This window comes from Flavihumibacter cheonanensis, from assembly GCF_022352215.1.
Classification (GTDB): Bacteria; Bacteroidota; Bacteroidia; order Chitinophagales; family Chitinophagaceae; genus Flavihumibacter; species Flavihumibacter cheonanensis.
Genome location: NZ_JAKRWF010000001.1, coordinates 395,419 through 421,856, shown reverse-complemented (window position 1 = coordinate 421,856; position 26,438 = coordinate 395,419). Strand labels below are relative to the sequence as shown.

Below are 26,438 nucleotides of genomic sequence, written 5' to 3'. Positions count from 1 at the left end.
CATCACTGTTGTGCTTTTCTGATTAAGGCAATGGCATTGTCTGTTTTTGCTGCGGATTCAAATGAGTTCACCTCATTCGGCACCTTACCCTGGATCGCTTTAATAAAGTGATCCATTTGCGCAGAATATTCTTCTCCACGGAGATAATAATCAACAGGAGCAGTCAGGTCGGTAACATATTTAACATTCCAGCCGCGACTGTAACCTGCAGGACAGGCGGCATCTTTGAAATATACTTTTAACTCATTCGCATCTGAAACAATTTTTCCTTTTGTTCCATTTATGCTGACAGAGGTCGTCATCTTACGATGCGTTTCATCACTCCAGTTTACAGATAAAATTCCGGATACCCCATTTTGTAACGACATCATGGCATAAACAGCATCATCTACCTGTTTTGAAAAGATCGATTTAAGACTGCTGCTTTGAACCGACTTTACTGGTGAAAGCAGGTAGTTAATTAAATCAATTACATGCGATGCGTAGTCCATTAAACAGCCCCCTCCTTCTTCGGGATTGGAGCGCCAGGTATCCTGTTTTGGCTTGATCACCACCGGACCGTATGCCTGCCCCATAAAATGATAAATATCACCAATGGCACCAGCATTCAACAAACGTTTTACTTCTTCAAATGTGCCTACAAATTTGTTATGATATCCCACCTGGTTTACCAGGTTTCTGGACTTTGCCAGTTGAATCAGCTCCACTCCTTCTTCGGGACGAAGACAGAAAGGTTTTTCTACAAATACATGTATTCCCATCTGCAATAATTCCTTCACCATGGAAGCATGATATTTGGTAGGAACCGCTACCACTACTGCATCCGGTTTGGATTGCTGCAGCATTTTTTTATAATCTGTAAAACAGGGAAACGGACTGTATTTTTCCAATGCTTCTATTACCATTTTGGAGGTATCACAAACACCCACCACTTCAGCATCCGGATGCGCACCCAAAATTGCGAGATGAGAGATTCCCATTTTACCCGCTCCGATCAATCCGACTTTTACCATTATCTGTTGTAGTTTAATATTTCACTTATAAATAAATCGTATGCCTGTTTGCCTTTTTGCATCAGTTGCAAATCCGGTTCTTTGTTTTCCAGCGACTGTATCATCTGCTCAACTGTTTCCGGTTTCAGGTTGGGCTCATGTGCCATAATTCCTTCTTCCAGCAAAAATTTATCAACCTCCAATAACTCATCCTGGTATACAGAAATGGTTGGGATTCCCAAAATAGCCAGTTCTCGAGTCATGGATCCACCAGCGCCGATAAACAAACTGCATTCTTTTGCTATCTGATCAAAATGCATCGGTTTATCCGGAACCCGTATACCCGAAAATTTGGATTGCCGGTAATGTTCGAGTTGTGTTTTATCCCTGGGTAATATCGTAATTGAAAAACGATCTTGCAATGCCTCCAAGGTACTGTCCAGGAAATTCAATCCCCCTTTGTAATACTGTGCTGTCAAGGGCTCCGGACGAACATAAATAGTTTTATTATCCGGCGGATTTTGCTTTCTGGCCACATGTATCTGCTCCCCTTTCTGCCAGAGATAGATCCCTTCCTTTACACCCGGATATTGTTTGATCCGTTTGGCTGATCCTCCTTTTTTGACAATTTTTTCAACTGGCAGATTTTCCGGTATCAACACGAGGTTAGCAAACATGAAACAAGGGATATTCCCCATTGCATGTTCATTATCATTCGTATAAATGGAAGGAACTCCGAGTAATTTTGCAACTACCGGAGAATGAAAAGAAGACTGCGAAACAGCAAGGTCAATATGCTTATTCTTTAAAAACTTTCTGAGTTGATTTACCCTGATCGGATATCCGAATAATTTCTTGTATAGGTTCTTACCGTAATGCTCTCCCACTACATGATGCTCCAGATTTCGTTGTTTCAGCAGGTCAATTGTATTCGCAAGTGGCCTGCAGGTAATCAACACTTCATGCCCCCGGGATTCAAGATCCCTGATCATGTCATGAAACATGTTGATATGCGGGGAATTGGATAGATCAAACCAAATTTTCATGAGTAACTCGGGGATTAGACTGGCGTGATAATTCCTTTACCTGTCGTAAATAAATAGCCAATGCGTAAAACATCCAGGATTGTGACCAACGCATATAAGGAATCCGGGAATGAAAATATTTGTTGATTTGATAATAGAAATAACCACGTGGGTCCTGCATGTGATCAATTGTCCAGTTCACTACTTTATCTATAAGTGCCCTGTGCTCCTGGAACCGATTCAGTTTGGCAAGCGTAATAACCAGCTGTGTAGGAGCGTGAATATCTATTGGATAGGTTTTGTTACTATAGTATTTTGAAATCCCTTCACTGGTGAAGAAGGTTTTTAAATAATAATCCAATCCTTTTTCAATAACCGCATCAAAACTTCTATCTCCTGTAAAATCACGGTAATCTGTTAAACATTCCAGGTTGTAGCCGGTGTGAAAATTATCAATCCACTGGTGAAAGGTATAGGTACCATAACTCCAGGAGCCATCCGGTTTCTGATGATTACAACAGAAGGCAACAGATTTACGGGCAATTATTTTTAATTCTTCCTCACCGGTATGATGATACACTCTTGCCAGTAACCGGCTTCCGAGTAAGGATGCATTAAATACAATAGCCTTATCATTACCGGAATAGGAGAAAGCAAAGTTGCCATCTGTATCTTCTGTCCGATTTAAATCTTTCAGGAAAAAATCACAGGTACTTCTGGCTTTATCCAGCAGACATTGTTCTGCTGTAATATCGTAAGCATCCAGTAGTGCATTCGCAATGAAAGAAGATGCAACAACCGTGGGTGTAAATTTGGGTTGAAAAAAAGCACGCGACTCCCAGTCGAAGTTATATCCCCAACATGCGCCACTGTATCCTGGTGTTTCTGAGGCTATAATCTTATCTACAAAAAAACTAATCCGCTCCAGGTATTCCTCTTTTGGATCCATCCTGTATAACTGACAATACCCTGAGAGGAAAATACCCAACGCTTTGGGATTGTATTCTTTTTTTATACCAACAACGGGACGAAGGTTCAATGGCATTCTTTTGAAAGCCTGTATCCATACGAGACGGGCAAACCGATTTTTGGGTGCCCAGGGAAGCTTTTGAAAAAAACTGCTGTTCAACCCATCATACGGATCATATCCCTTGAATTCTTCCTGTTCACAGAATTCTTTAAGCTTCTGAAAAGAGGCTGTTATCTTATTGCTCATTGAATTCAATATTTTGTGGTAAGCCGGTTGCTAAACTATCTAAAATCCGGAAAGTGGTAAGCGTGGTCAAACAAATGGAGCGGAAGCTGATCGGACTGCCACTACCCTTCTGCAGGGATTCAATAAATCCATGTACTTCTTCCTTATGCCCTTTCCCGGGAGATTTGAGTTTGATCTCCTTACCTGCTTTATACAGCAGCCCATCCCGAAAATCATTGATCACACCAATCTTTCCCGCGCAGAATACTTCTATCAGTTCTTTGGGCATTCCTTTATCTCCGTTAGCCAGATAGGTAAGATTCCCTACTGATCCATCAGAGAACTTCACTACAATAGAAATATTATCAGCAGGTGTGATCGCAGCATTCTGCGTACTGATGCAATCAGCATATACTTTTATGGGTTCTGCATCCGTGAAATATTGCATCAGATCAATAAAATGACAGATCTCACCAATAATCCTGCCACCACCAATTTCAGGTTGCTGAATCCAATGATCTTTGGGAATATGCCCGCCATTTACTCGGATATTCACAACCATAGGCTCTCCTGAATTGGCCATTTCTGCTTTGATTCTTTTGCTCACTTCCGCAAACCTGCGGTTGAAGCCAACCATCAGCGTTTTGTCTGACTTCTTCATAGCTTCCACTACATCCGCCAGCTGATCGTCGTTCATTGCCAGGGGCTTTTCCACATAAACGTGTTTTCCTGCCTGAAGGGCTTTGATCGTGAGTCCGGCATGAGAAGAATGAGGAGTTGCAATAAAGACTGTATTGATCGAATCTTTGGTTAACACATCCTGCAAATCCGAGGAGCAGAAATTGAATCCAAATTTATTAGCTACATTTTTCGCAGTGATACCTCTTGAAGTTACAACTCCATCCAGTGAACCACCAGCAGATTTCACATTGGGGATCAGGTAACTCTGAGCAAAACTTCCCGCTCCGATAAAACCTGTATTTACCGTTGCAAGCGGATTTTGTTTCAGTTCAACCCGGGTTGCATGTTTGGTTGTATTAGGGGCATATTTCAGTAGAATGCCAATATGCGGCTCCTTCACTTTTCCCAGTATGATATCATACGCCTGTTCAGCCTGATCAATATCGAATACATGGGTGATCAGCGGTTGCAGATTGATCAGTTTACGTGAAAGCAATTCGAGGAAGGCAACCATATTACGTTGTTCGGTCCAGCGCACATAGGCAAAAGGATAATCATGGCCGTTCTCTTCGTAATTGGTGTCATATCTGCCCGGACCATAAGAACAGGAAATCCTAAGTTCTAATTCCTTCCGGTAAAAATGAGGATCACGGGGCACATCCATTTTAACAGCTCCTACCACTACAATTCTGCCTTTCTTTCTGCACAATTCGGTTGAGAGTTCGATTGGATCACTCGACTGTGTAGCAGCTGTTATTATTATACTGTCAAAACCCTGACCATTGGTGAAATTTTCACAGGCTGCGAGCAGGTTCGGATCATTCCGGTTCAAGGCAAGATCAGCCGAATATTCGTTGGCCATCTTTACAAAAGAATCCGATAGATCAATTCCGAAAACAGTACAACCATTTGCTTTCAACAACTGGCCGGTGATCTGACCCAGCAAGCCAAGTCCAATCACACATACTTTTTCTCCCAGTCTGGGTTCTGCCTGTCGCACCCCTTGCAGGGCGATGGCACCCAATGTTGTAAAGGATGCCTCTTCAGAGCTAACATTATCCGGCACTTTGGCCACCAGGTTCTGGGGAACCGCTATTATTTCAGCATGGGAAGCATAATCCAGTCCCGCACAGGCTACCCTGTCCCCGGTTTGGAAACTCCCATTTCTGTCGAGGGAAGAAAGCACCGTTCCGCTGGTACTGTAACCAAGCGCTTTCAATGAATCCAGCTTGGTTCGCACCTTTTCAAGGGTGGCTTTCCATCCTTCTTTTTTTACATTTTGCAGTACCTGTGCAACCAGGTCGGGACGTTGCCTTGCTTTATTTAGCAGGTTGGCCTGCGCAACTTTTACGGTACTTCTTTCTGTTCCGGCACTGATAAGTGAAAAGTTATTCTCCACTAATACCATTCCACTGGAGAGCTTGGGCAAGGGCACTTCATCAACATAGAGTTCTCCGGTCTTAAAATTCTGAATAACCTGTTTCATGTTTCTTTTTGGTTCAGTTATCTAAAAATTCCCGGAACCAAAGTTCCAGTGTAATCAATTGATAGATCTGGTAAGCATTATCTTCAACCCCTCTCCGATCGTCTTCTATAAGTTTCTTTACGGCCCCGAAATTAAGGATGCCACGCCTTTCTATTACTTCTTTTGATAATAATTCATCCACCATCCCTCTCAAATCCTTGGAAATCCAGGATCTGATAGGCGCTCCGAACGCCGCTTTGGGCCTGTAAATAATACTCTTAGGCAAGAACGACTCAGCCACCTTCTTTAATATATACTTGGGTTCTTTTTTATATATTTTATAGGCGCCCGGGATCTGCATGGCCTTCTCTATCACTATTTTATCAATAAATGGCACCCGCACTTCCACAGATGCGGCCATGGAAGCCCGGTCTGTATAGGTCAGGTTCAGCCCCAACATAAACATGCTCAGATCAGTGTTGCACATCTGATTGACCAGGTCACCTTTGAATTTTGCGTTAAATATATCGTCGTGCTCTTTCAAAAGCGCTGGAATTGCCTCTTGATAACCCGGTTTTACGAGTTCCCGCAACTGCTCAGGACTGTAATAGGAATAACTGCGCATATAGGTCTGGCTAGGTGGAAGGGATACCAGGCTGAAAAAACGTTTGGCCCAGCGTCCGAAGCGAAAACCTTTCCCGCCAATCTTAACAGGCAAGAGGGAGGCGGTAAATTTCCCGGCAGCCCTTATGAAACCAGGCAACTGGTTGAAGCGCATGGACAAAAGTGTTGCTTTTTGCCTGCGGTAGCCAAAAAAGATTTCGTCGGCCCCCATTCCAGACAAGAGAACCTTCACCCCCTTATCCCTTGCCGCCTTGCAAATGATATAGGTATTAATGGCAGCAGGATCACCAATAGGCTCATCCAGTGTTCTCACCATATCCGGCAGCATGCGGATAATATCGGGGGTTATTTCAATTACATTGTGATCAAATCCAAACTGGTTGGCGAGCTCCTGGGCATATTTTTCATCGTCCGGCATTTTCTCCACCTGTTTATCCCGGCTGGTGGTGGAAATGGTATAGGTGGACAAATCCGGATTCGATTTTTTCGCCAACACTGAAATCAGTGATGAGTCAAGTCCCCCGCTTAAAAAACTACTAACCGGAACATCGGCCACCATATGCCTCGCAATAGAAGCCTCTACCGTGGATTTGATATCCGCAATGATGGCTTCTTCTGACTGATAGGCCGGATTTTTAACCGGCTGCAGATCATAGTAACGCACAATCTCCATACGCTGATCCGGATGATACAGCATGTAATGCCCCGGCGGCAATTTGAAGCAATTGCGAAACATTGACTGATTGCCCGATACCCAGGAATAATTCAAAGCACTTACCAAGGCCTTGGGTTCAATCGTTTTGTCAAAACCAGGCAATTTTACCAAGGTTTTCAGCTCTGAACTGAATGCCAGGCCAGAACCAATCTTAGTATAAAAAAGGGGTTTGATGCCAAAATGATCTCTTGCCAATACCAGTTCCCTGGTCTTCTTATTATAGATGGCAAAGGCAAACATGCCGATCAACTGATCGAGGCTTTTCAGTCCGTATTGCACAAACATTTCCAATGCCACTTCCGTATCCCCGGTAGTGATAAAATTTACCTGTTTATCTTTTTGTAATTGCGCCTGCAGTTCCTGGTAATTATAAATTTCACCGTTAAAGATGATGGCATAATCTCCCTTATGGAAAGGCTGATTAGAGCGTTCACTCAGGTCGATGATGGAAAGTCGCTGATGCGCCAGTGCGATGTATTCATCTGCCCATACGGATTGATTATCCGGTCCCCGATGGGCCTGGCACTGATTCGCGAGGGCTGCTAAAGCCTGGTTATCAGCAAAACCTGTAAATCCGGCAAATCCGCACATAGTTTGGTTTTAGGTGTTAGATGGTTCCCAACAAGTTGGTATAATAGGATTTATAATAGTCGTAGGAATTCGACGCTATGGTAACCGCACCCTGATTTCCATCCTGAAGCACCTTCAAGAGGATTGCTTCAAATGCTGCCTGGTTTCGGTTCGCAAACAGGATAGTACCCTCGGGCCTTTTAACTACATCAGAAGAAATAATGGGTTTGTTTAAAAAGATAGCCTCCCGGATGGAAAGGGAATCACCATCTGTATTGGTGGGACGAACCACCAGATCGGCCTGTTCCATTAATTTCACAAAAGAGAGTTCTTCGTTGATCAGGGAAAAGGAATCCGATAATCCATTGCTTTTTATTTCCTGCTGATACGCTTCATAAGCAGGGCCAAACATGTCAATGGTTGCAATATTGAAAATAAAATGTACCGGTATTCCTGCTGCCTTTAGTTTCTGAACAGCAGCAATGCACATATCAACCCCATACACATCCTGGTTATTAAAGCGATCAAGCCTCCAGGCATTGGATACTATGATTTTTTTTCCAGCCGCTTTTTGTTCTGAAAGTAATTGCTGAACCTTTTGGGGAAGTTCTTTTTCTTCCTCCATTACAGGTGGAAGGAAGGCATATTGCACAAAGGTTTTATGCATCGGCAAACTGACTCTTTCCAGCATCTCTGCATTCACACTGATAATGACATCACACCAGCTGAACAAACGTTCATCCAGCCATCTGTTGATACCGGATTTTTCCTCCGGATACGCATGCAGGGTCATAACAATTTTTTTACCCAGCAGCTTCGCGGAAAGAATATGAAAAAAACGAAGTGTATTTAAACCGGAGTGAATAAAAAGAAAATCAGACCAGGCGATTTTTTTCCAGTACGTAAGAAACTTCTTTTGCCGGATGTTAAAAAAAGCTGGTTTAATATTCCTGGACTCATCCACCAGGTCAATTTCGAACTGATCACTAAGCAGATGTTTTAATCTCCATAAGTGGATACTCACCCCTCCTGCTGGAGGAGGAACTGGTCCAACCAGCAGCATTTTTTTCTTCTTAGGGACGGGTTGCCAGTTTGCCATCTGCTGATTTTATTTTTTCTGCCAGCATGTATGAAAAACGCAGCGAAGCCGGTTCATTCAAATGCCTGATATCATAAAAATTCTTTGGATTTCCGCTAAAGGCCGGATCCTGGGAATGATCCCAGAAAGGCACATCATATTTACGGGCAATTTCTTCTGCCAGTACGATGGATTTATCACGAACCGGAAACTTATTGAAATAGGGAGAACATACTACATAGAGTTGTACACCGGCTTTCTTACAGTTTTGAATAAAGGTTTCATAACTTCTTACCTGCACGGTATCAATTTCATAATTCAGATTAATGGTGTCCACAACAGGTTCCTGATTGAGCTCCCGGTTGATAGGGGAATAACCTTTAATGATCGGATCCCTTTTGTTGTAAAACTCGGTATTGCCCAACCCGATTGAAAGAAGGGTACTGTTGAAAGGATACATCTGAAACCAGAGTTTGACAGGTTCAAAATTTCCCCGGAGGTTGACTGTTGACCGAATCTCAGGATGTGTTTTATAAAAGGGTAAGAGTACAGATAGTTTCTCATAATTGGGGGCATAGTATTCGAACTCATGCCCTACAATATCAAGTATCACGATTTTAGGCTGATGTCTCTTTAGCACCGCCTGCGCCACTGCATTGCTGTACAAAATGAAATTTCCATTTCTTCCTGCATTATAAAAGGACATGCCCAGTGCTTCTTCAAATGCTTTCGGATGATAATGATTGCGTGCCCGGGAAGATCCAAAAACCATCAGGTCTTCCCTGCTTTTTTCCATCGCATAAATAGACTCATAATCAGGACCGGATTTTTGCTGGAAGTAGAATTTTCGCAAAACATTTCCAACAACGAAATCAATCGCAAATAATACCACCAGGAAGATCACCAGGCGTACCAGGAATTTTTTAAATCCGGGATTGGCAACTAATTGATTCAGCATACTGGTTAAAATTGAAAATAGATAAACTGGCTTCCGTCAAACACTCCGATGAGCAGAATCAGCGCAATTAATACCATATAAGTAGCATAGCGGACAACCGGGCTTCGGTGCTCCAGTAAGGGTGAAACATTCTTGAAATATTCGTGTTTGATTTCCCGGGCCATTAAAATTGCCAGTCCGATCAAACCATAAAACATCTGCGTAAAGTCAGTAAAGAGCGGGCCATTCAGCGTGAAGATTTTCTTCACAATCAGGAAAGCATCCTGTACAGATTCTGCCCGGAAGAAGATCCAGGAAAAACAGATCAAAATAAAAGTCATCAGAATATTACCCGTCTTTTGTATCCATGCAGGTATGGGGACTTTACCATCCAGGTGTTTATCTATATATCGGGCACGAATAAGCGCAAATACAAGATAGAAACCATTCAGCGCACCCCAGATGATATAGGTCCAGTTGGCTCCATGCCACAGACCACTGATCAGGAAGGTAAAGAAGAGGTTGAAATACCATCTCGGAATGGGCACCCGGTTACCTCCCATAGAGATATACAGGTAATCCTTAAACCAGGTTGAAAGTGAAATATGCCAGCGACTCCAGAATTCAGAAATACTCGCAGAAAGATAAGGGCGATTGAAGTTCTTCATCAGATCATACCCCATAACCCGCGCTGCACCAATAGCAATATCAGAATAACCGGAAAAATCACAATAGATCTGGAATGCGAAAAACATGGTAGCAACAGCCAGCGTTAAGCCGGTGTGTTCATCCGGGTTACCATATGCTGCGTTTACATAGATGGCCAGCCGATCTGCAATTACCAGTTTCTTGAAGAATCCCCACAACATCAGCCGAAGTCCGCTCACCACTCTTTCATAGTCAAATTTATGTTCGGTTCTGAACTGGAACAGCAGGTTTTGCGGACGTTCAATCGGACCTGCAACCAACTGCGGATAGAACATCACATAAAGGGAATAAATCCCGAAATGCCGCTCTGCTTTCTGATGACCACGATACACTTCAATGGTATAACTCATGGCTTGAAACGTGTGAAAAGACAAGCCAATTGGAAGCAGGATGGACAGATAAGGAATGGGGTTTTCCCAACCGGCACCATGCAGCAGAAAAGTAAGGTTATCGTTGAGGAAGTTATAATATTTGAACACGGCCAGTACGCCAATATTGGCAACCAGGCTTAAGACCAGGAACTGTTTTTTCTTTTTTCCCTGGGCCTCTTCAATCCAGATGCCAGCGAAATAATCAATCACAATGGTGAAAAAGAGAATGAGTATATATACCGGCACAAAAGCCATGTAGAAATAACAGCTCGCAACCAGGAGCAGAAACCATCTGTATTTATGCGGAAGTATAAAATACAGGGAGGTCACCAGTATAAAAAAGATGACAAACTCTATGGAATTAAACAGCATATATCTGAGGTTCGTTACAGTTTGAATTCAGGATCAACCTTTACCCAGCGCACCTATCAGTGAGCCGATTTTTTTTAGCAATTGATAGCTGACCGTATAATAATTGGTGCAGGCTACCACTTCACCACCAAAAGACTGTTTGAAATTATTAATACCCAGCAGTGCCTTATCTTCCGTATTCTGGGTATAACCACCAAAGTCGTATACTTTATAACCCAGTTCCCGGAAATGCATCATGTCTTTGTAGTGAAGCGCTTTATTTGCTTTTGCGATCAGGGATTTATCAAAGGCATCATCTGTTCTTTTAGAAGCCGAATGAAAGGCTCTTACAATCTTATAAGTATCATCTATTAAAGTACTATGAGCAACCAGGATTCGCCCCTGGTGTTTGGCATAACTCAATTTTAAGAAGCCCTCCATCTCATTAATCCGGCGCACACTGGTTGTGCCAATATTAACGGAGCGGGCAAACTCATTGAAAAATTCAACAAAGCCTTCCACATCATTATGGAATTCAAATTCAACACCTGCTTCTTCAGCTTGCCGGATCTGCTGCCTGTTCGACTTCAGAAATCCTGCATAAATCGTATCATGATCCAGTGTCAGATCATTCTCAATGGTGTAAGTAACATCCGAAAAGCCAGGCTTTACAGGTGTTGTACGATTCTTAACATGTAACCAGGCGGTTGGCAATATCATATCCCAAAATCCCGGGTCACAGTGATACCAGTTCTCTTTAACATTCAGGAATAAAAACTTCTTCTTAAAACTTACCATCTGCTCTTTGTTTTACTACGGTTCGGAAACAGGTTTAATTAGGTGGAAAGAATCGTTGCCAGTAGCCATTTATTTTAGCCAGGTTTTCATAATAACCACCCTCATCATTCACGGAATATCGGGGTATCTCCAATCGGGATACAGTAGCTGTATTGATTTGTCCGGGTTTGGTAGTAAACCCTAACCGGTATCCATATTTATCAGCCAGTTCTAATGTTATGTCATTATAATCACCATTCGGATAAGCCAGGTATACAGTTTTTTGCTGAAGCCATTCATTCAATAACATTTGTCCTTCTTCCAGTTCTTTTGACTGGCGGGCTGCATCACAATTTTTTAGAATGGGATGGCTTACTGTATGTGCTCCAATGGTTATATAGGGATGTTTTGCCAGTGCTTTCAACTCAGACAGAGTCATACAACTACGTTCAAGTTTCAGGTGTTGTTTGAGTACATCGAGTTTGAGATCAAATTCCTTTGCAGGAAGCACCTTGAATGACTCAACAGTAGGCAACCCTGTATATGTTGATTGTTCTTTTTTACCAGCATAATCCCACCAGTAATTACCTTCTACTACCGGATTGGTTGGTATAAAAACCGTAACCGGTACTTTATATTTTTCAATCGTTGGAAGCAGGTCTGGGTACTCTTTGTTTCCATCATCAAAACTGATAAAAGCCAATCGCTTAGCAGGCGCCTGCTTTTGTACAATGAGTTCATCCAAGTCCAGGATGGAAATAAACCGGTAGCCTTTATTATGAAGCCAGCTGATCATCTGATGAAAGAGCTGTACAGAGGGATTATGGAAGTACACCGAAAGAATTTTATTGTCATCCGGTCGACTTACCAGTCGCAATCCCATCAGTGTGGCTCCAATTATTTCTTTTATCAGACTCATACGGCTGGTACAGTTGCTTTTGATGTCAATATTTGTTGATAAAACCCGATGGTCCGTTCGGCCACTGATTCAGCCATATAATTCGAAAGCGCCTTTTCTTTGGCTGCCTTACCGAGGGATTGTATAAGAAAATCATTATTATACACTTTCTTAAGTGCTTCAACAGCCAGCCTAGTGGAATCTATGGTAACCAGAAATCCATTTACTTCATTATTGATCATTTCCGGGATACCTCCTACCCTGGTAGCCAGTACCGGTCTTCCAGCAGCCATGGCTTCTGCAATACTCATGGGCAATGCTTCCTGTCGGGAGGTCAGTACCAACATATCGGAACGTTCCAAAACTTTGGGCAGATCAGAATAAGCTACCCAACCATTAAACTGAACCTGATTGCTCAAGTCATGTTCATTAATGTAGGACTCGATCATTTGCTGGTATCCTGCATTTCCAAAGCCACCACAAAACTCAATGGTGAATAAATAGCCGGCATCTCTCAACTCCTTCAACACCTGTAATATGAACAACTGATTTTTTAAATCATTGATGACCCCAACAAATACCAGATGATTGGTCATTTTCTCCTTAAGTTCTATATCCGCATACCGGGATGGAATGGCATTAGGGATGATACTAAAACGATTGATCTTCCGATTCCGGAATTGTTCCCTGGAATACGCAGAAATCTGGATAATAGTATCAGGATACAACCAGTCCCCGATAACTGCATTTAGCCAAATGGTTAGTTTTTGTTTCCAGTGTTTGGCAATTTTTAATTCTGCCCAGGGGATACCGTGTATGGTTATGAGGTGGGGTAATGAAAACATGCTGGCCCAACGGGTGAATAAAAGTGTTCCTCCTATCTGGTAGTGCACCAGGTCTGGCTGAAAGGACTTTATTAACTTCCTTAATCTACCAGTGCTTACAAAAAAATAATTAAGACTGGAAGATGGGAAAGGCCCTTCCGGCAAATAGTAAATACGCACGTTATTGGCGAACTGAATTTCAACTGGTTCTTTTAGTGATTCATTGATTGATACAAGCATCACTTCTGGATTTCCCAGTGCAGCAAATCCACGCAACAGATTCATAACCGCGGAATGAACACCACCCGTAATGGTTTCCAATTGGGTGGACATGTTGGGCACCACAATCATTACTTTCAAACTATGCTCCAACGGCTTATTCACTCAAAAAGGTTTTTAATTTTCTCCCTAAGGCTTTATGATCGAAATGCTGTAATCCAAGGTTATATCCATTTAAACCAATCTGCTCTGCCAAAGCGGGCTGCTCCATCACCAGTTTCATTTTTTCAGCAAACGCTGTTTCATCGTACTGATCAGCCAGGAGGGCAGTATCACCATCCTGAAAAAACTTTTCTACTTCACCAATTTTGGTGGATAAAATTGGTTTCCTTGCAGCAGTATACTCGCCGATTTTATGAGGAAAGCGGGCCTTGTCCTGGGGAGTAGGCCGCAAGGGAATCAGCAGGGCTTTACTTGTCATATAAAGATCAATCAACTCCTGCATAGGTAACCTGGAAAACAGTTTAATGCTATCTGCACGCGGACTTTCACTAATGCGTTTTTTGAGCCGGTCCAGCTCCCATGCTGCGCCATTCGAAACAAGGTATAACGCATATGGATAACCGGTTAACCGCTCATATGCATTCAATATAAATGCTATCACTTCAAAATACCCCGCATGACCGCAATACAGAAAAAAAGGTTCTTTTGCTATTTCTTTTGTCTGGAATTTTTCAAACTCTACAATTGAAGGAATTTGAATAATAGCTTCAGCTTTTTTTTGCCTGACAGCCATGTTCTTTAGAAAATGACTGATCACAACTACTTTATCGGCCAGCTTGCTGGCGTAGTGGTCGTACCAATGGTTATCCCATTTCACGAATGTTGATTTGGGAATATTCATGGCGGAGAAAAACTCCACATTGTCAATTACCATGGGTACCCTCAATAAGATAGATACCAGTTTATAAAATACAATATTATAAAACTCAAGTGTTGAAACCAGCAGCACTGTTTTTCCCTCCTTTCTTTTCTCCTTTCTCACCAGGAAAAATTCGTTGAACATGCCCTTTAGTTTTCCCCAATTCCTACTCCAAAAAGAAGCGGGACGATAAGGATTACCGGATGCATATACAAATGGTATTCCCTCAAAAGAGGGTTCGTGTAAGAGGTCAATTCTTGTGCCTTCCGGCTGTTGTCCATACCGGTTTATAATAAGAACAGAGGCACCAGCCTTAAGCAATCCCTTGGAAATAAGTTTTTGCCTTTCAACCTGTGCCAGGCCAAAGGGAAAACCACTTGTTCCCACAAAACAGACATTCAATTTGTCGTTCTTGAATTCAGGCTCCATAGGTAGTTTTCAAAGGTTTAATCGGCTTACAAGGATTGCCGGCACAAATCATATTAGCCGGTAAACTGGAACTTACTACACTACCTGCACCCACTACTGTGTTTTCTCCAATCGTCACGCCCTTCAACACCAGGCAATTGGCGCCAATCCAAACCCTGTCTTCAATCTTTACCGGTCTGGATAAAATTTCACCTCCATTCCGGTCGTATGGATCCATACTATGCCAGTCAAAGTCTGTGATCACTGTATTCGCACCTACCATAACATTTTCTCCTAACTCAATAGATGTAGCACATCCAATGGTGCTTCCACTCATTCCACTTCCCTTTCCGATTTTTATATGAGCACCAGGCCGGTGCGTTGAAATAACACAACGATGATTCAAACCAAACAAATTGGTTACTACACCCGAACGGAATTGAACATTATCTCCAATTTCTATCCGGGATCCCTCCTGCATAAAAAAAGTGGTAAACTTGAAAAACATTACATTTTTCCCCAGCTTGATTCCATAAATGCGAGCAAAAAGATAGGTTAACGCAGAATAATAGCGAACCGAATAGTCCTGCTTTTTAATTCGTAGTTTATTTATTATGGACGTAAAGCGGCTCATGCAAGATTTGGTTGAAGTGTTAGATCCTCATCAGCGTCCTCCGACTCTAAAGCCCGCTCATAGGGTATGTACAATAGTATTAACGCATAAAAGAACCCGAATCGGAAATAGGGCTCACTCACTCCAAGCGTTAGCATTATAACCACAAATAAAACAGCCAAATATGTTTTCTCTTTATGATACAAACAGAAGGAACGAATTGATCTTCCCATTAATAACACATAACATATAAAAAAAGGAATACCCCAGACTGCAATTACATCTGTTGTACCGTTGTTTCTTTGTACAGCCTTATCTCTGGTGGCTACCCTGTATTCAGGGTGGTTTCCTCTTCCAAAAAAGATATATAATTTATTCTCGTTTAATTCAACGATATCCAGATAAGCACTGGCCATCCTGGAGTTTCCGCCTTGCACCTGGGCATCGTAAGCTACCAGCTTCAATTCATCATCGATTTTTGATCCAAGAAACTCCAATTCTGAGTACGCATAACCAAAACCTACTGCAAATAAAAGAATACTGATAGCCCTCAGAATCGGACTACCTATTTTTACTGCATAATACACACCAATAAAAAGAAATAAGGCAAGGTAGGCTGTTGTAGAGAAGGTGGTTAGAATACAAATAATAAATAAAATACCGCGACGATTAAATACCGATTTCTCACGTATGGAATTCAGAATCAGGGTAACCACCAGGTAACCGCCATAAACACCTGCTTCCCAAAAAGGACCCACATTACGAATTCGAAAATTAAAATCAGGAGAAAAATTGAAAAACAAAAAGCTATGGATAATTTGCCTTATACCATAAGATTCTTTTTCAATTGGAACATGTATGGGGAAATTAGCAATGAGAAAATCAGTGAGTGATGGCTGCAAATATATTGGTATAAAGAAGATCAGACTTATAACTGCTATATAAGTCATGATTTGTAGAAAGCTGCTGACAAACCGTTCTTTAAGAACATCAACTGTAATCACTCCAGTTAGCATAATCATTATCTGAGCTACTGCAGTAAGTAAATAATGCTGACCTGTATTGAGCAATTGTACAAACAGTATAAACACAAAAAATAGCAGGAACGGCAAAAAATATCTCAAATTCACTTTGAAATAAAGAAAACAGAATGCTGCATATCCAAAATATACCAGGAATACTGGCACATTATCAATAAACAAAGGCATTCCTGATGTTGCCATCAAACCAAGTAATAATAGTATTTCAAGGATTCTTTTCACTTATTGCAGTTGAAAATTGGCAGTTGAAACTTTGCTGTTCTGTACTATTAAACTGTATATCTCCTCCAGACGTTTAATAATAGTGGCTGGATTATGCCGGTTGATAGCCCTTATTCTTGCCTGCTCGCCAAACTGTTTTGCCTGCTCAGGTTGCTTGGCCAATTCCAAAATATGACGCGCTAACAAATACTGATCGTTATCCGGATACAAGATCCCCTCTTTTTGATGTTCCAGCAAAGATCCAACACCTCCCGTATTTGCAGCTATAACCGGCATACCCATTAACATGGCTTCACATACAGAATTCGGACTATTATCAATATGACTGGGGTGAACAAAAAGATGGCTTTCCCGTAATGCTGAAACTAACTGAGTAGCGTCCACAGGACCTTTAAATACAACACCATTCGCTTTAAATGAATCTTTCAAAATTCCTTCGAAAAACCTGACAAGTTGATGTGTTTCATTAATTCCATAAATATTCCACTGAAACTCCAATCCGGCTTGCTGTTTCAACAACTTTGCAGTTTTTAGTATTATATCAAGTCCTTTATATATATTGGGATTTATAGTTGTGCTGATCGTAAATGGCACCTCTTTACCTGGTTGCTCCCACTCCACCGAGAAAAAAAAGGGTCTTAATACTTCCTCACATTGATAATAAGTTGAACCAGGTGACAATAATTGACTTACGGATTCATCCCAGTAAGTCCTTCCCATATAGTTTTTGCAATATTTGAAAATCTGGCGTTCCCTTTTTGCCATTTTGGATATCGTACGATAATCAAAATACAATCCGGTTGCTCTTACACTATCCTTAATTGGACTCTTTTTTAATATTGCCAGGTTAGAAACACCTTTAGGGAACCATTGATCAAGATATGGCGTAAGGATTCCCTGAATATGTAACACCACTGGTGTTGTCACATATTTGGCTACCATCCCGAAAACCTCTTCTGATCCAAACACATGAATAAGATCCGGTTTATACTTATCAATAATCTGAATCAACCGGAATAACTTGGAATCTGATGGAAGATTTAAAAAAAACCGGTCTTTGATCCTCCCAATCGGTCCCTTCTCTTCAAGTGCAACTGCAAAATAGGTAGTCCGTCCTTTTACAATGGTTCGGTCTTCCTGTAACGGATAAAAAAAAGCAACCCCCAGTTCTATGTCGGTTTGATCCGTCACCAGTGTCTCCAAAGATGAAATCCAGCCACCTCCCTTACTGTTTGAACCTAATTCAGCAGCAGCATTTGAAGGAGTATTACAGAACCAGAGAACTTTCATAGTGTTGATTTATTTATTCCAGATTCCGGTTGCTGTTTGCTGAATAATTTTTCTGTATTGGAGGGGCGCAATAAATATCCCATACACATTACAAATGATAGAGGAATAGATTAAACCAGCCTGTCCCAGGTAACGCCCCAGCAAAATAGCCAGCGGAATAAATAATATCGGAGCTATTATACTGGTCAGAAACTGGAGAAATACTTTTCCGGTTCCATTGATAAAAAACACAAAAATGGACCCGAATGAACTGGTCACAAAATATAACCACATGGCAAATCCCGAGTGCAGCGAATAACGAACCGTATCGCCCACCCATAGTTTAATGAGAGGCACACTCACCAGCAGCATTACCAATCCGCCAGTAGCAATCAGCGCCCAGATTTTGAGCAGTTTATTGACTGTTTGTTTGATCCAAACCTTATCGTTTTTATGATAAGCATCTGAAAAAGCAACCCAAAACGGCGACATCACAATGGAGAATACCATGGTAATCACACCAAAATATTTATAGTTGATATTATAAGATGTCACTTCATCAGCATCATATAATTTGAGCAGTAAAATATTTGTAGTCTGATAAAGAATAATAGCAGCAATCTGGATTACAAAAAATTTTACGCCCAGTCCCATTAGTATTCTGGAATAGGAAAAATTAATACTTCCAAAAGATGGAGCAATCAACTGGTATTTAGTTTTGAAATAAAACAGGCTGGAAAAAAAATAGACAACAAGCGGTGTTGCACTAAATGCTAATCCCAGGTAGAGCAAATTACCTTCGGTTGTTTTGGTTAAAATAAAAATAAAGACCAGTGAAAGCAGGTTACCGAGAAAACTTAGGAAAGATGCAGTTGAAACCTGTTGGTGCGCCGTTAGTATAACTACAATGGTTTGAAGAATAAACTGCAGGCAGAAAAGGATGAATACCAGTGAAATCAGGCTGCGTAATTCTGCTTCCATGGAAGCGGGTAAACTGAGAATTGCACTCCAGCTTACAAAATGATGAACCACCAGGAAGATCAGCACAAATGCCAGTACCAGCAATACCAACAATGCATAGGTGGTGCTGATCAGCGTCCTGGCAAGTTCGCGATCCTCTTTAGCAAGGGCTTCTGCCAGTTTATTTTTTAGGCCATTACCTAAACCGACATCAAAAAAACTGAACCAGGCAATGATGGAGCTTAATGCCAGCCAGATTCCATACTGGGTGGCGTTCACATAACTGATGGTCAATGGAACGATCACCAGGCTGATCAGTACACTTCCTCCTTTCACGAAAAGCGACCCTACAATATTTTTGATTGCAAGGCTGGTTCGGGCATTATCCGACTTTAAAAAGGCAGGAAGGAATTTACTGCTTAAATTTCTCGCTCTCATATTTCTTGGGTTCCGGCCAAAGCTTCGCCTCCTCAGTCCCATCCATGCGGTTGAGACCGGGTACGATCGATCCGTTCAATTTTTTTATCTGTCTGGAAATGCGGAAGAATACTGCTCCGGATTATTTACCCGGATTGTTGCCATACCCATATCCGTTCCCAAACAATCTAATACCCCAGCCACGACCTTTTACAGCGTTAAATACATAACCAGGGTTTTTAAGTGCCTCCAAATGCCCGTTATACAAGAGCATGGTAAGGTCTGCTTTGGATGTAACTCCTTGTCTGATAACGAATAAACTGGCGTCAGCAATATGTGAAAGTGCCTGAATATTTACATCATCACTAAAAGCCGGACCAACAATTACGATATAATCAAAACTGGCATCCAATTCTTTGATGAGCCCTTCCAATTTGCCACTCATAAGCCATTCAGCAGTACCATCATTGGTTGCCCCAACTGGTAAAATACTGAGTCCGGATGTGGTTTTATCTGTATGCAGCAAATCACCCAAAGAGGCGCCTCCGCGCAGGTATTCAACCATGCCTTTCGCGCTATCCAACTCATACAGTGAACTGATTTCATGCGAATAAAAATCAAGATCAACCAATACCACCCGGGCATTGGTCATCGCCAGGCTGATAGCCAGGTTAGAACCTATGTAGGCTTTTCCCTCACCCCGGGAAGAAGAGGTAATTATTACTTTTTTTACCTGTTTGTTATTAGCGCCAAAAAACAATTTATTACGAAGGCTTTTCAATTGCCCGCTGATCCTGGATCCTACTTCATTCCTTACAATAAATGGATCTTTGGAACTATCGTAGAGGATTTCCCCTTCAACAGGAATGGGAGAAAGCTTTTCCAATTCAGAACGGAAAAGTATCTTTTTATTCAGTCCCTCTTTCAGACTTACCCATACTATACCCGCCCCTAATGCAAATACCAGCGCAGCCAGGTAAAGCAGGAACTTATTCGGACTAACCGGTTGAACAGATGAATATGCTTTATCAATAATGCGGGTATCGCCTTTGTTTGTTGACGTGAACGACAAAGCCGCTTCTTCTCTTTTCTCCAGCAGGAAAGCATAAAGCTGGTTTTTAATGGCCTGCTGCCTACTGATCTCAATCAGTTGCTTTTCCTTTTGCGGAATTGTGCTCAACATGGCAGAGTAACGGTTACCCGTACTCGCAATACTGTTCCGAGTAATATTCAGGTTGATCTTCTGGTTGCGGATATTTTCAAGAATACCCGGCTTCAGTGTTTCGATTTCCTCTTTCAGATTCACCAGTATAGGACTATTCTCGCCTGTTGTACGCTTTAATTTTTCAAATTGTAACTGGGTATTATTCAGTTTATCCAGCATCTGGTTTAATGCAGGGTCGTTCACGCCTACTGCAGATGGTATGATACCTGAGCTTGTTGACTCTTTCTGCACAATGAATTTCTCCACTTCATTCAAAACAGCGATCTGATTTTTGATTTGTTCCAATTGCTGATCATACTGACCAACATTTTCGAGATACTGTCTTCCCTGTGTACTGATATCAATTACACCGGTATTGGTACGGTACCTTTGAATTTCATTTTCAACTGAATCCAGCTGGCCTGCAACTGAACGGATGCGATTCTCCACCATGGCAACTGTACTGGCCGCACGCTGGTTTTTATCCTCAATCTCTGCTTCGGTATAAACTTTCACCAGTTCATTCAAGATATCTTCGGCCCGATCAGGAACCTGGTCCTTAATCGAAATATTGATAACCGTAGCGAGTTTACTGGCCGGCACTACTTTGATCCTGTTCATCAACGAAGCCTGTACTGCCTGACTAGGATATAAGAGAAAATAGAGATTGCGTGTTACTGTATCTCCGTTGTATTTATAATTTGGAATAAAACTGATCTCTCCCCACTTGGTTGTTACCCATTGGTTAATCGGGAAATTATCCTTGCCAATGGTTACCGATCTGGCATCCCGGTTAAATGTAAAAGGAATCTTTTCAACCTTTTTGATTCTGGAAGGATCCTTAAATCGCAACTTTATGGGAGAAGTCAGGTAAGCCGGCGCTTTCTGAACTTTTTTCTCTTCCATCACATCTGCGTATAAACCGAGGTTGTTTACCACATCCGAAATAAAAGAATGAGAGCGCAATATCTCAATTTCATTTTCAACCAGTTTTTTACCACGGAAAAGGTTGAGGTCCTGTAACATCTCGGATTCATTCAAACCTTTTGATTCATCCTTGATCACAACAGATGAATACGCTTCATAAACCGGAATGGTAATTTTTCCATAGATATAGGCAGCTGCAAGGAACAGGGTAATTAATAACAGGTATAATGGCCAAAAAGGCAAATATTTCTGGAGCAATTGCTTAAAAAGATCGTCCTCTTTCGCTTTGAAAGTTTTGTACTGAGTTGGAGGCATTGGAAACTTTTTCAGAGTTAGGAATGTTACTATCTGGCCACTCGATCAATGATGATGGCAAGTAATGCAAAACCACTAAGCAAAGCAGGTAGCAGGGTGGTAAACCTACTAGTACTCTGCACTTTGGCTTTATTCGCCTCTACATAGATGATATCATTGTTCTTCAGAAAATAATACGGAGACCTGAACAGGGATTCATCGTTCAGGTTTATCCTTCGCGTAATTTTTTTATTCCCCTCTTCTCTGATCAGTAAAACATTGTCTCTTTTTGCAGTAAGGGTAAGGTCTCCAGCCATACCTATTGCCTCCAGTAAACTTATGCGTTCATTGGCTACTGAAACCACGGTTGGTTTTCCAACCTCTCCCAACACGGTTACCTTGAAGTTCAGTATCCGCACATTCACAATCGGATCTACCAGTAATTTTCTGCTTTTCAAAGCCAGTGTGAGAGAATCCGTAAACTGCGCTTTTGTCAAACCTGCTGCCTGCAATCTTCCAAGCATAGGAAACGTAATTACTCCTTCAGGATCTACCAGGTAGCCAACAGGCGCCATCGAATTATTAGTATTGCTAAAATAACCAGCCGGGGTAGTATTTAATGAATTGAACGGAAGATTGGCATCCGGGTTCAGTGAACTGATGGTGATTCCCAGGATATCTGCCTTCTGGATGATTGGATCCAGGTTGGCATCCACTAAAGGATACTGAGAAGGCACTGACTCATTGAAGTAGCGGGCTTTTTCTACACTGGCACAGGAGCCAAGAAAAAGCAGTGCAGCTACCAGAAACATCCAACTAAATTTAGTGCAGACGGGTAACAAGAAACGATTCATGAGGTAACAGGGGTTTAATGGTAAACATGAGCTTTCACATCCGTAAAAGCCTGAAGTATTTACTACGAATTTTTACGCTTGTTTAAGATGCGTAAAAGTAATACTTCACCCGACTTTTTGCAAATGTTTAGCAGGTTTTACCAATGACCAAATTCAGTTCTTGCATAGGGTGGCACCGGATCAAAATAACACGCTGAAAATCAGCTGTTTGTTAGTTTTCAAAGCTATTAAGGGTTTACCATTAACGTATCCTGTAGTAAAAAATTGCAACTGTTTCAGTGTATTTCGAACAATTTGAGGAAAGTCTTCATCGTTTTATCGTTGCAACTGTGAATTTTTTTTACCACAGATTCTTGGCACAGATTTTGGTAAAATTATTTTCAGTTCTGAAAATCCAATATCATGAAATCCAGTACCCGCACTCATGTAGTGAAAACGTGTGCGTTCGCGTATATGCTACTTTTCAGCATCGCGTCCAAAGCACAAACCGGCATCATCTTTTACGATGATTGTGAAGCTTCGAACAAACCAGTTATGGTGGGAACAAATGGAAATGTTTCCGCGGGCTGGACTAGCAGACAAGGAAGCTCCACCAACAGTTCAATCTCCCGCTCAAGCGCCTATGCCCGGAAAGGCGGTTTCAGTTACAAACACACATTAAGTAATTCAACCAATGACGGTTGGAATTATATGAAAGCCGAATTGGCCTGGAACTTTCTCCCTGCTGGTTCACCGCTTGGCACCGTCGGGGACCAAACTGCGTATTATCGTCAACCACTTGGGCTTCGCTGGATGGCTGCTTCCACTCTAATTCCTTCAAGCAACAACGATTACAACACCATTACATCCATCCTTTTCAATACAAAACCTGTTGAGGATGACTGGCCTACGCCAACCTATCTGGGAATGGAAGCTGGACGATATGTATTCATCATTACTAAGCTTTCTTCTTCCGGTGCAGCAACTATTACTAAAACAGATGTTGGTCCGGTTGTTAAAGACCAATGGGAAGACTGGGTGATGAACCGCGATTTCACTTCTTCTTCTTCTGGATTTGTTCGTCTTTACAAAAATGGCAAACTGGTTGCAGAATACATCGGTCCTAACTGGAAAGATGATGGCCGCCACAGTAAAGAACCTTACATGCAGATGGGACTCTACAAATGGGCGTTTGGAAACAACCACAACCCTGTTCCAAATGTAAACTATGTTGAAATGTATATGGATGAAGTTCGTTTTGGCAATCAAAACGCCAAGTTGGAAGACTTCCTCCTCGATGGCACTACTGCTCCCCCTCCCGCAAATCAATTACCCACTGTAAATTTAGGAACCAATCGAACCATAACTTTACCTACCAACTCAATTACTATTACCGGAACTGCTGCAGATGCTGATGGAAGTATCAGCTCCTTTCGCTGGTCACAGGTTTCCGGCCCTAATACAGCAACTATTACCAATGGAACATCTGCCTCTGCTACTTTTTCTAATCTGGTGCAGGGCACTTATAGCTTTCGCCTTACTGTTATGGATAATGCAGGGGGTACCTCTGCGGCAACTGTTTCAGTTACCGTAAATCCGGCTCCTGTTGATAATATAGCTCCGGTTGCCAATGCAGGTTCCAACAGAAATATTACTTTACCCACCAGTTCCACTACCCTCTCGGGTTCAGGTACAGATTCGGATGGAACGGTTACGGGTTTTCGGTGGCGACAAATAAACGGCCCGAATACTGCAAATATTGTAAGTGCTACTACAGCAGGAACATCAGTTACCGGTTTAATCCAGGGTACCTATACGTTTCGGCTAACCGTCACCGATAATGATGGCGCAACACATTCAGATGATATGAATGTTACCGTAAATCCGGCACCCAACCAGGCGCCTACTGTTAATGCAGGAAGAAATGTTACTATTACCCTTCCAACTTCCAGCGCCAACCTCTCTGGTTCCGCAACAGACGCAGATGGCACCATCGCATCCTATAACTGGAGACAGGTAAACGGTCCTTCTACTGCAACTATAGCAAATGCAGGAAATGCAAGCACTTCTGTATCCGGACTGGTAGCAGGTGTATATACGTTTCGCCTGACTGCCACCGATAATGATGGAGCTACAGCAACTGATGATATGACCGTTACTGTGAACACTGCTGCCCCCGCCAATGAAGCACCAGTGGCCAATGCAGGCAGCAACCGCACCATTACACTTCCAACAAATAATACTACACTCGCCGGTTCAGGTACTGATAGTGATGGAACAATTGCATCCTATCGCTGGACACAGGTAAGTGGTCCCAGCACCGCATTGATCAATCCGGTTACAGCTGCAAGTACTACTGTTTCTTCTTTAGTAGCAGGCACCTATGTGTTCAGATTGACTGTAACAGATAATGCCGGTGCAACAGATGCTGATGAAACAACTGTAGTAGTGAATCCTGCTCCCGTTCCCAATGCAGCTCCAACTGCCAATGCAGGAAGCAACCGCTCTATCACACTACCAACTAATTCAACATCACTCTCCGGCTCAGGTGCTGATACCGATGGCACTATTACTTCTTATAGATGGAGCCAGGTGAGTGGCCCCAATACAGCTACCATTGCAACTACAACAGCAGCCAGCACAGGAGTTTCCAACCTGATTGAAGGAACCTATGTATTTCGTTTAACCGTAACCGATAATGATGGTGCGCGTGATGCAGATGATGTTACCGTAACAGTTAACCCTGCACCTGTGGCAGCAGTGAAAAGAGCTCCTGTTTCCAATGCCGGCGGCAAGAAAACAGTTAATACAAAATCAACTTCCCTGGATGGTTCTTCTTCCTATGATCCGGATGGAACAATTGTATCCTATAGCTGGAGACAAATGAATGGTCCTAACACAGCCACTTTCAGTTCTGCCAGATCCGCCAGTACCACGGTTAGTAACCTGGCTACCGGTACCTACAGCTTCCAGTTGGAAGTTACCGATAACGATGGATTGAAAGCTACCAGCACCATGACGCTGGAAGTATTACCTCCTCCAGTTGCGCCAGTAGCAAAAGCAGCCAACAAAACCATTTCATTGCCAACCAATCGTATTGAACTGGATGGCTCCGGGTCAACTGATTCTGATGGTACCATTCGTTCCTATCGCTGGTCGCAGCAAAGCGGTCCTGCAACTGCCTCCATCCTCACTCCTACAGGAAGTAAAACTGTTGTTGGTAACCTCGTTGCTGGTACTTACCAGTTCCAACTGGAAGTGACTGACAATGCCGGACTGAAGGGCACTGCTACCGTATCTGTACGCGTACTTCCTAACAGAGCCCCGGTTATTGTTACCAGTGATAGTGTAGAAGTAGTGCTGCCCGCAGATACTGCTACCCTGAATGCCAGTGAATCCTATGATCCGGATGGTCAGATCCGCCTCTTCCAGTGGAAACTGGTAAATGGTCCGAGCAATGCTGCTATGCGCAATCAGAATACTTCTGTATTAAGCCTAAGCGGACTAGTATCAGGCATCTACACTTTCGAAATCCTGATTCGTGATAATGGAAATATTACTGTTAGAAAAGAAGTGAATGTAATCGTTCGTGGTACTTCAGGAAAAGAAACCCTTTCCATGAAATTGTATCCGAACCCGGTTGCAAGCAATGGAGTGTTGAACCTGCGCCTAGATGATAACTCGTCCGGCAGAGGTACCGTACAGTTCTACAGCATCAGCGGTGTATTGGTACAGCGCGATGAAATCAACAAACAGGGTACCCATTTCAACAAGACCTACAATATCTCAAACTTCCCGGCTGGCACTTATGTGATTCGGGTACAGTTTGATGGAATGGCTCCCGAAACGCGGAAATTCCAGAAACAATAAGAAGACGTACTGGCAAATAAAAAGAGGCT

At 42.3% G+C, this 26,438-nt stretch carries 19 protein-coding genes; 1 reads left to right on the top strand and 18 read right to left on the bottom strand.

All coding sequences use genetic code 11. From position 1 onward, the window contains the following. Positions 1 to 2: 2 nt before the first annotated feature. The 18 genes from MD536_RS01885 to MD536_RS01800 all read right to left on the bottom strand — a co-directional run bounded on the left by MD536_RS01885 (position 3) and on the right by MD536_RS01800 (position 22,518). Positions 3 to 1,013, bottom strand: a complete 1,011-nt coding sequence (locus MD536_RS01885) for a Gfo/Idh/MocA family protein (RefSeq protein ID WP_239595152.1) — start codon at positions 1,011 to 1,013, stop codon at positions 3 to 5. Next, the gene (locus tag MD536_RS01880; protein WP_239595150.1) at positions 1,013 to 2,038 is read right to left on the bottom strand and encodes a DUF354 domain-containing protein; all 1,026 of its coding nucleotides are present in this window, start codon (positions 2,036 to 2,038) and stop codon (positions 1,013 to 1,015) included. The genes MD536_RS01885 and MD536_RS01880 overlap by 1 nt, the downstream gene beginning before the upstream one ends. Then, complete coding sequence (locus tag MD536_RS01875) at positions 2,022 to 3,233, bottom strand: prenyltransferase/squalene oxidase repeat-containing protein (RefSeq protein WP_239595148.1); 1,212 nt, start codon at positions 3,231 to 3,233, stop codon at positions 2,022 to 2,024. Before MD536_RS01875 ends, MD536_RS01880 begins: the two co-directional genes overlap by 17 nt. Beyond that, positions 3,223 to 5,379: a bi-domain-containing oxidoreductase gene (locus tag MD536_RS01870; RefSeq protein ID WP_239595146.1), complete on the bottom strand. Its 2,157-nt coding sequence runs from the start codon at positions 5,377 to 5,379 to the stop codon at positions 3,223 to 3,225. Before MD536_RS01870 ends, MD536_RS01875 begins: the two co-directional genes overlap by 11 nt. A 13-nt stretch (positions 5,380 to 5,392) precedes the next feature. Further along, entirely contained in the window at positions 5,393 to 7,288 is a 1,896-nt protein-coding gene (gene asnB, locus MD536_RS01865; protein ID WP_239595143.1) for an asparagine synthase (glutamine-hydrolyzing), read from the bottom strand. A gap of 16 nt (positions 7,289 to 7,304) precedes the next feature. Next, the gene (locus tag MD536_RS01860) at positions 7,305 to 8,366 is read right to left on the bottom strand and encodes a glycosyltransferase (RefSeq protein ID WP_239595142.1); all 1,062 of its coding nucleotides are present in this window, start codon (positions 8,364 to 8,366) and stop codon (positions 7,305 to 7,307) included. Then, positions 8,341 to 9,303: a hypothetical protein gene (locus MD536_RS01855; RefSeq protein WP_239595140.1), complete on the bottom strand. Its 963-nt coding sequence runs from the start codon at positions 9,301 to 9,303 to the stop codon at positions 8,341 to 8,343. Before MD536_RS01855 ends, MD536_RS01860 begins: the two co-directional genes overlap by 26 nt. Before the next feature lie 5 nt (positions 9,304 to 9,308). Further along, positions 9,309 to 10,733 (bottom strand): MBOAT family O-acyltransferase, encoded by a 1,425-nt coding sequence (locus MD536_RS01850; protein ID WP_239595138.1) that lies wholly within the window; start codon positions 10,731 to 10,733, stop codon positions 9,309 to 9,311. 33 nt (positions 10,734 to 10,766) lie between these two features. After that, positions 10,767 to 11,510: a GNAT family N-acetyltransferase gene (locus tag MD536_RS01845; RefSeq protein WP_239595137.1), complete on the bottom strand. Its 744-nt coding sequence runs from the start codon at positions 11,508 to 11,510 to the stop codon at positions 10,767 to 10,769. A gap of 34 nt (positions 11,511 to 11,544) precedes the next feature. After that, positions 11,545 to 12,408: a polysaccharide deacetylase family protein gene (locus tag MD536_RS01840; RefSeq protein ID WP_239595135.1), complete on the bottom strand. Its 864-nt coding sequence runs from the start codon at positions 12,406 to 12,408 to the stop codon at positions 11,545 to 11,547. Beyond that, positions 12,405 to 13,595 (bottom strand): glycosyltransferase family 4 protein, encoded by a 1,191-nt coding sequence (locus MD536_RS01835; RefSeq protein WP_239595133.1) that lies wholly within the window; start codon positions 13,593 to 13,595, stop codon positions 12,405 to 12,407. The genes MD536_RS01840 and MD536_RS01835 overlap by 4 nt, the downstream gene beginning before the upstream one ends. Beyond that, positions 13,588 to 14,781 (bottom strand): glycosyltransferase, encoded by a 1,194-nt coding sequence (locus MD536_RS01830; protein ID WP_239595131.1) that lies wholly within the window; start codon positions 14,779 to 14,781, stop codon positions 13,588 to 13,590. Before MD536_RS01830 ends, MD536_RS01835 begins: the two co-directional genes overlap by 8 nt. Then, positions 14,771 to 15,394 carry an acyltransferase gene (locus tag MD536_RS01825; RefSeq protein ID WP_239595129.1) on the bottom strand — a complete coding sequence of 208 codons (624 nt, stop codon included), beginning with the start codon at positions 15,392 to 15,394 and terminating at the stop codon, positions 14,771 to 14,773. The genes MD536_RS01830 and MD536_RS01825 overlap by 11 nt, the downstream gene beginning before the upstream one ends. Then, positions 15,391 to 16,635 carry a hypothetical protein gene (locus MD536_RS01820; RefSeq protein WP_239595128.1) on the bottom strand — a complete coding sequence of 415 codons (1,245 nt, stop codon included), beginning with the start codon at positions 16,633 to 16,635 and terminating at the stop codon, positions 15,391 to 15,393. The genes MD536_RS01825 and MD536_RS01820 overlap by 4 nt, the downstream gene beginning before the upstream one ends. Then, positions 16,636 to 17,925, bottom strand: a complete 1,290-nt coding sequence (locus MD536_RS01815; protein WP_239595126.1) for a glycosyltransferase family 4 protein — start codon at positions 17,923 to 17,925, stop codon at positions 16,636 to 16,638. A gap of 9 nt (positions 17,926 to 17,934) precedes the next feature. After that, a complete protein-coding gene (locus tag MD536_RS01810; protein WP_239595124.1) occupies positions 17,935 to 19,302 on the bottom strand; it encodes a lipopolysaccharide biosynthesis protein in 1,368 nt (455 codons plus the stop codon). Positions 19,303 to 19,423: 121 nt separating this feature from the next. After that, positions 19,424 to 21,727 (bottom strand): GumC family protein, encoded by a 2,304-nt coding sequence (locus MD536_RS01805; protein ID WP_239595123.1) that lies wholly within the window; start codon positions 21,725 to 21,727, stop codon positions 19,424 to 19,426. A 29-nt stretch (positions 21,728 to 21,756) separates the two neighbouring features. Beyond that, positions 21,757 to 22,518 (bottom strand): polysaccharide biosynthesis/export family protein, encoded by a 762-nt coding sequence (locus MD536_RS01800; protein WP_239595121.1) that lies wholly within the window; start codon positions 22,516 to 22,518, stop codon positions 21,757 to 21,759. A gap of 444 nt (positions 22,519 to 22,962) precedes the next feature. Between MD536_RS01800 and MD536_RS01795 the strand changes: the two genes are divergently transcribed. After that, a complete protein-coding gene (locus tag MD536_RS01795) occupies positions 22,963 to 26,409 on the top strand; it encodes a PKD domain-containing protein (RefSeq protein ID WP_239595120.1) in 3,447 nt (1,148 codons plus the stop codon). Positions 26,410 to 26,438: the final 29 nt, after the last annotated feature.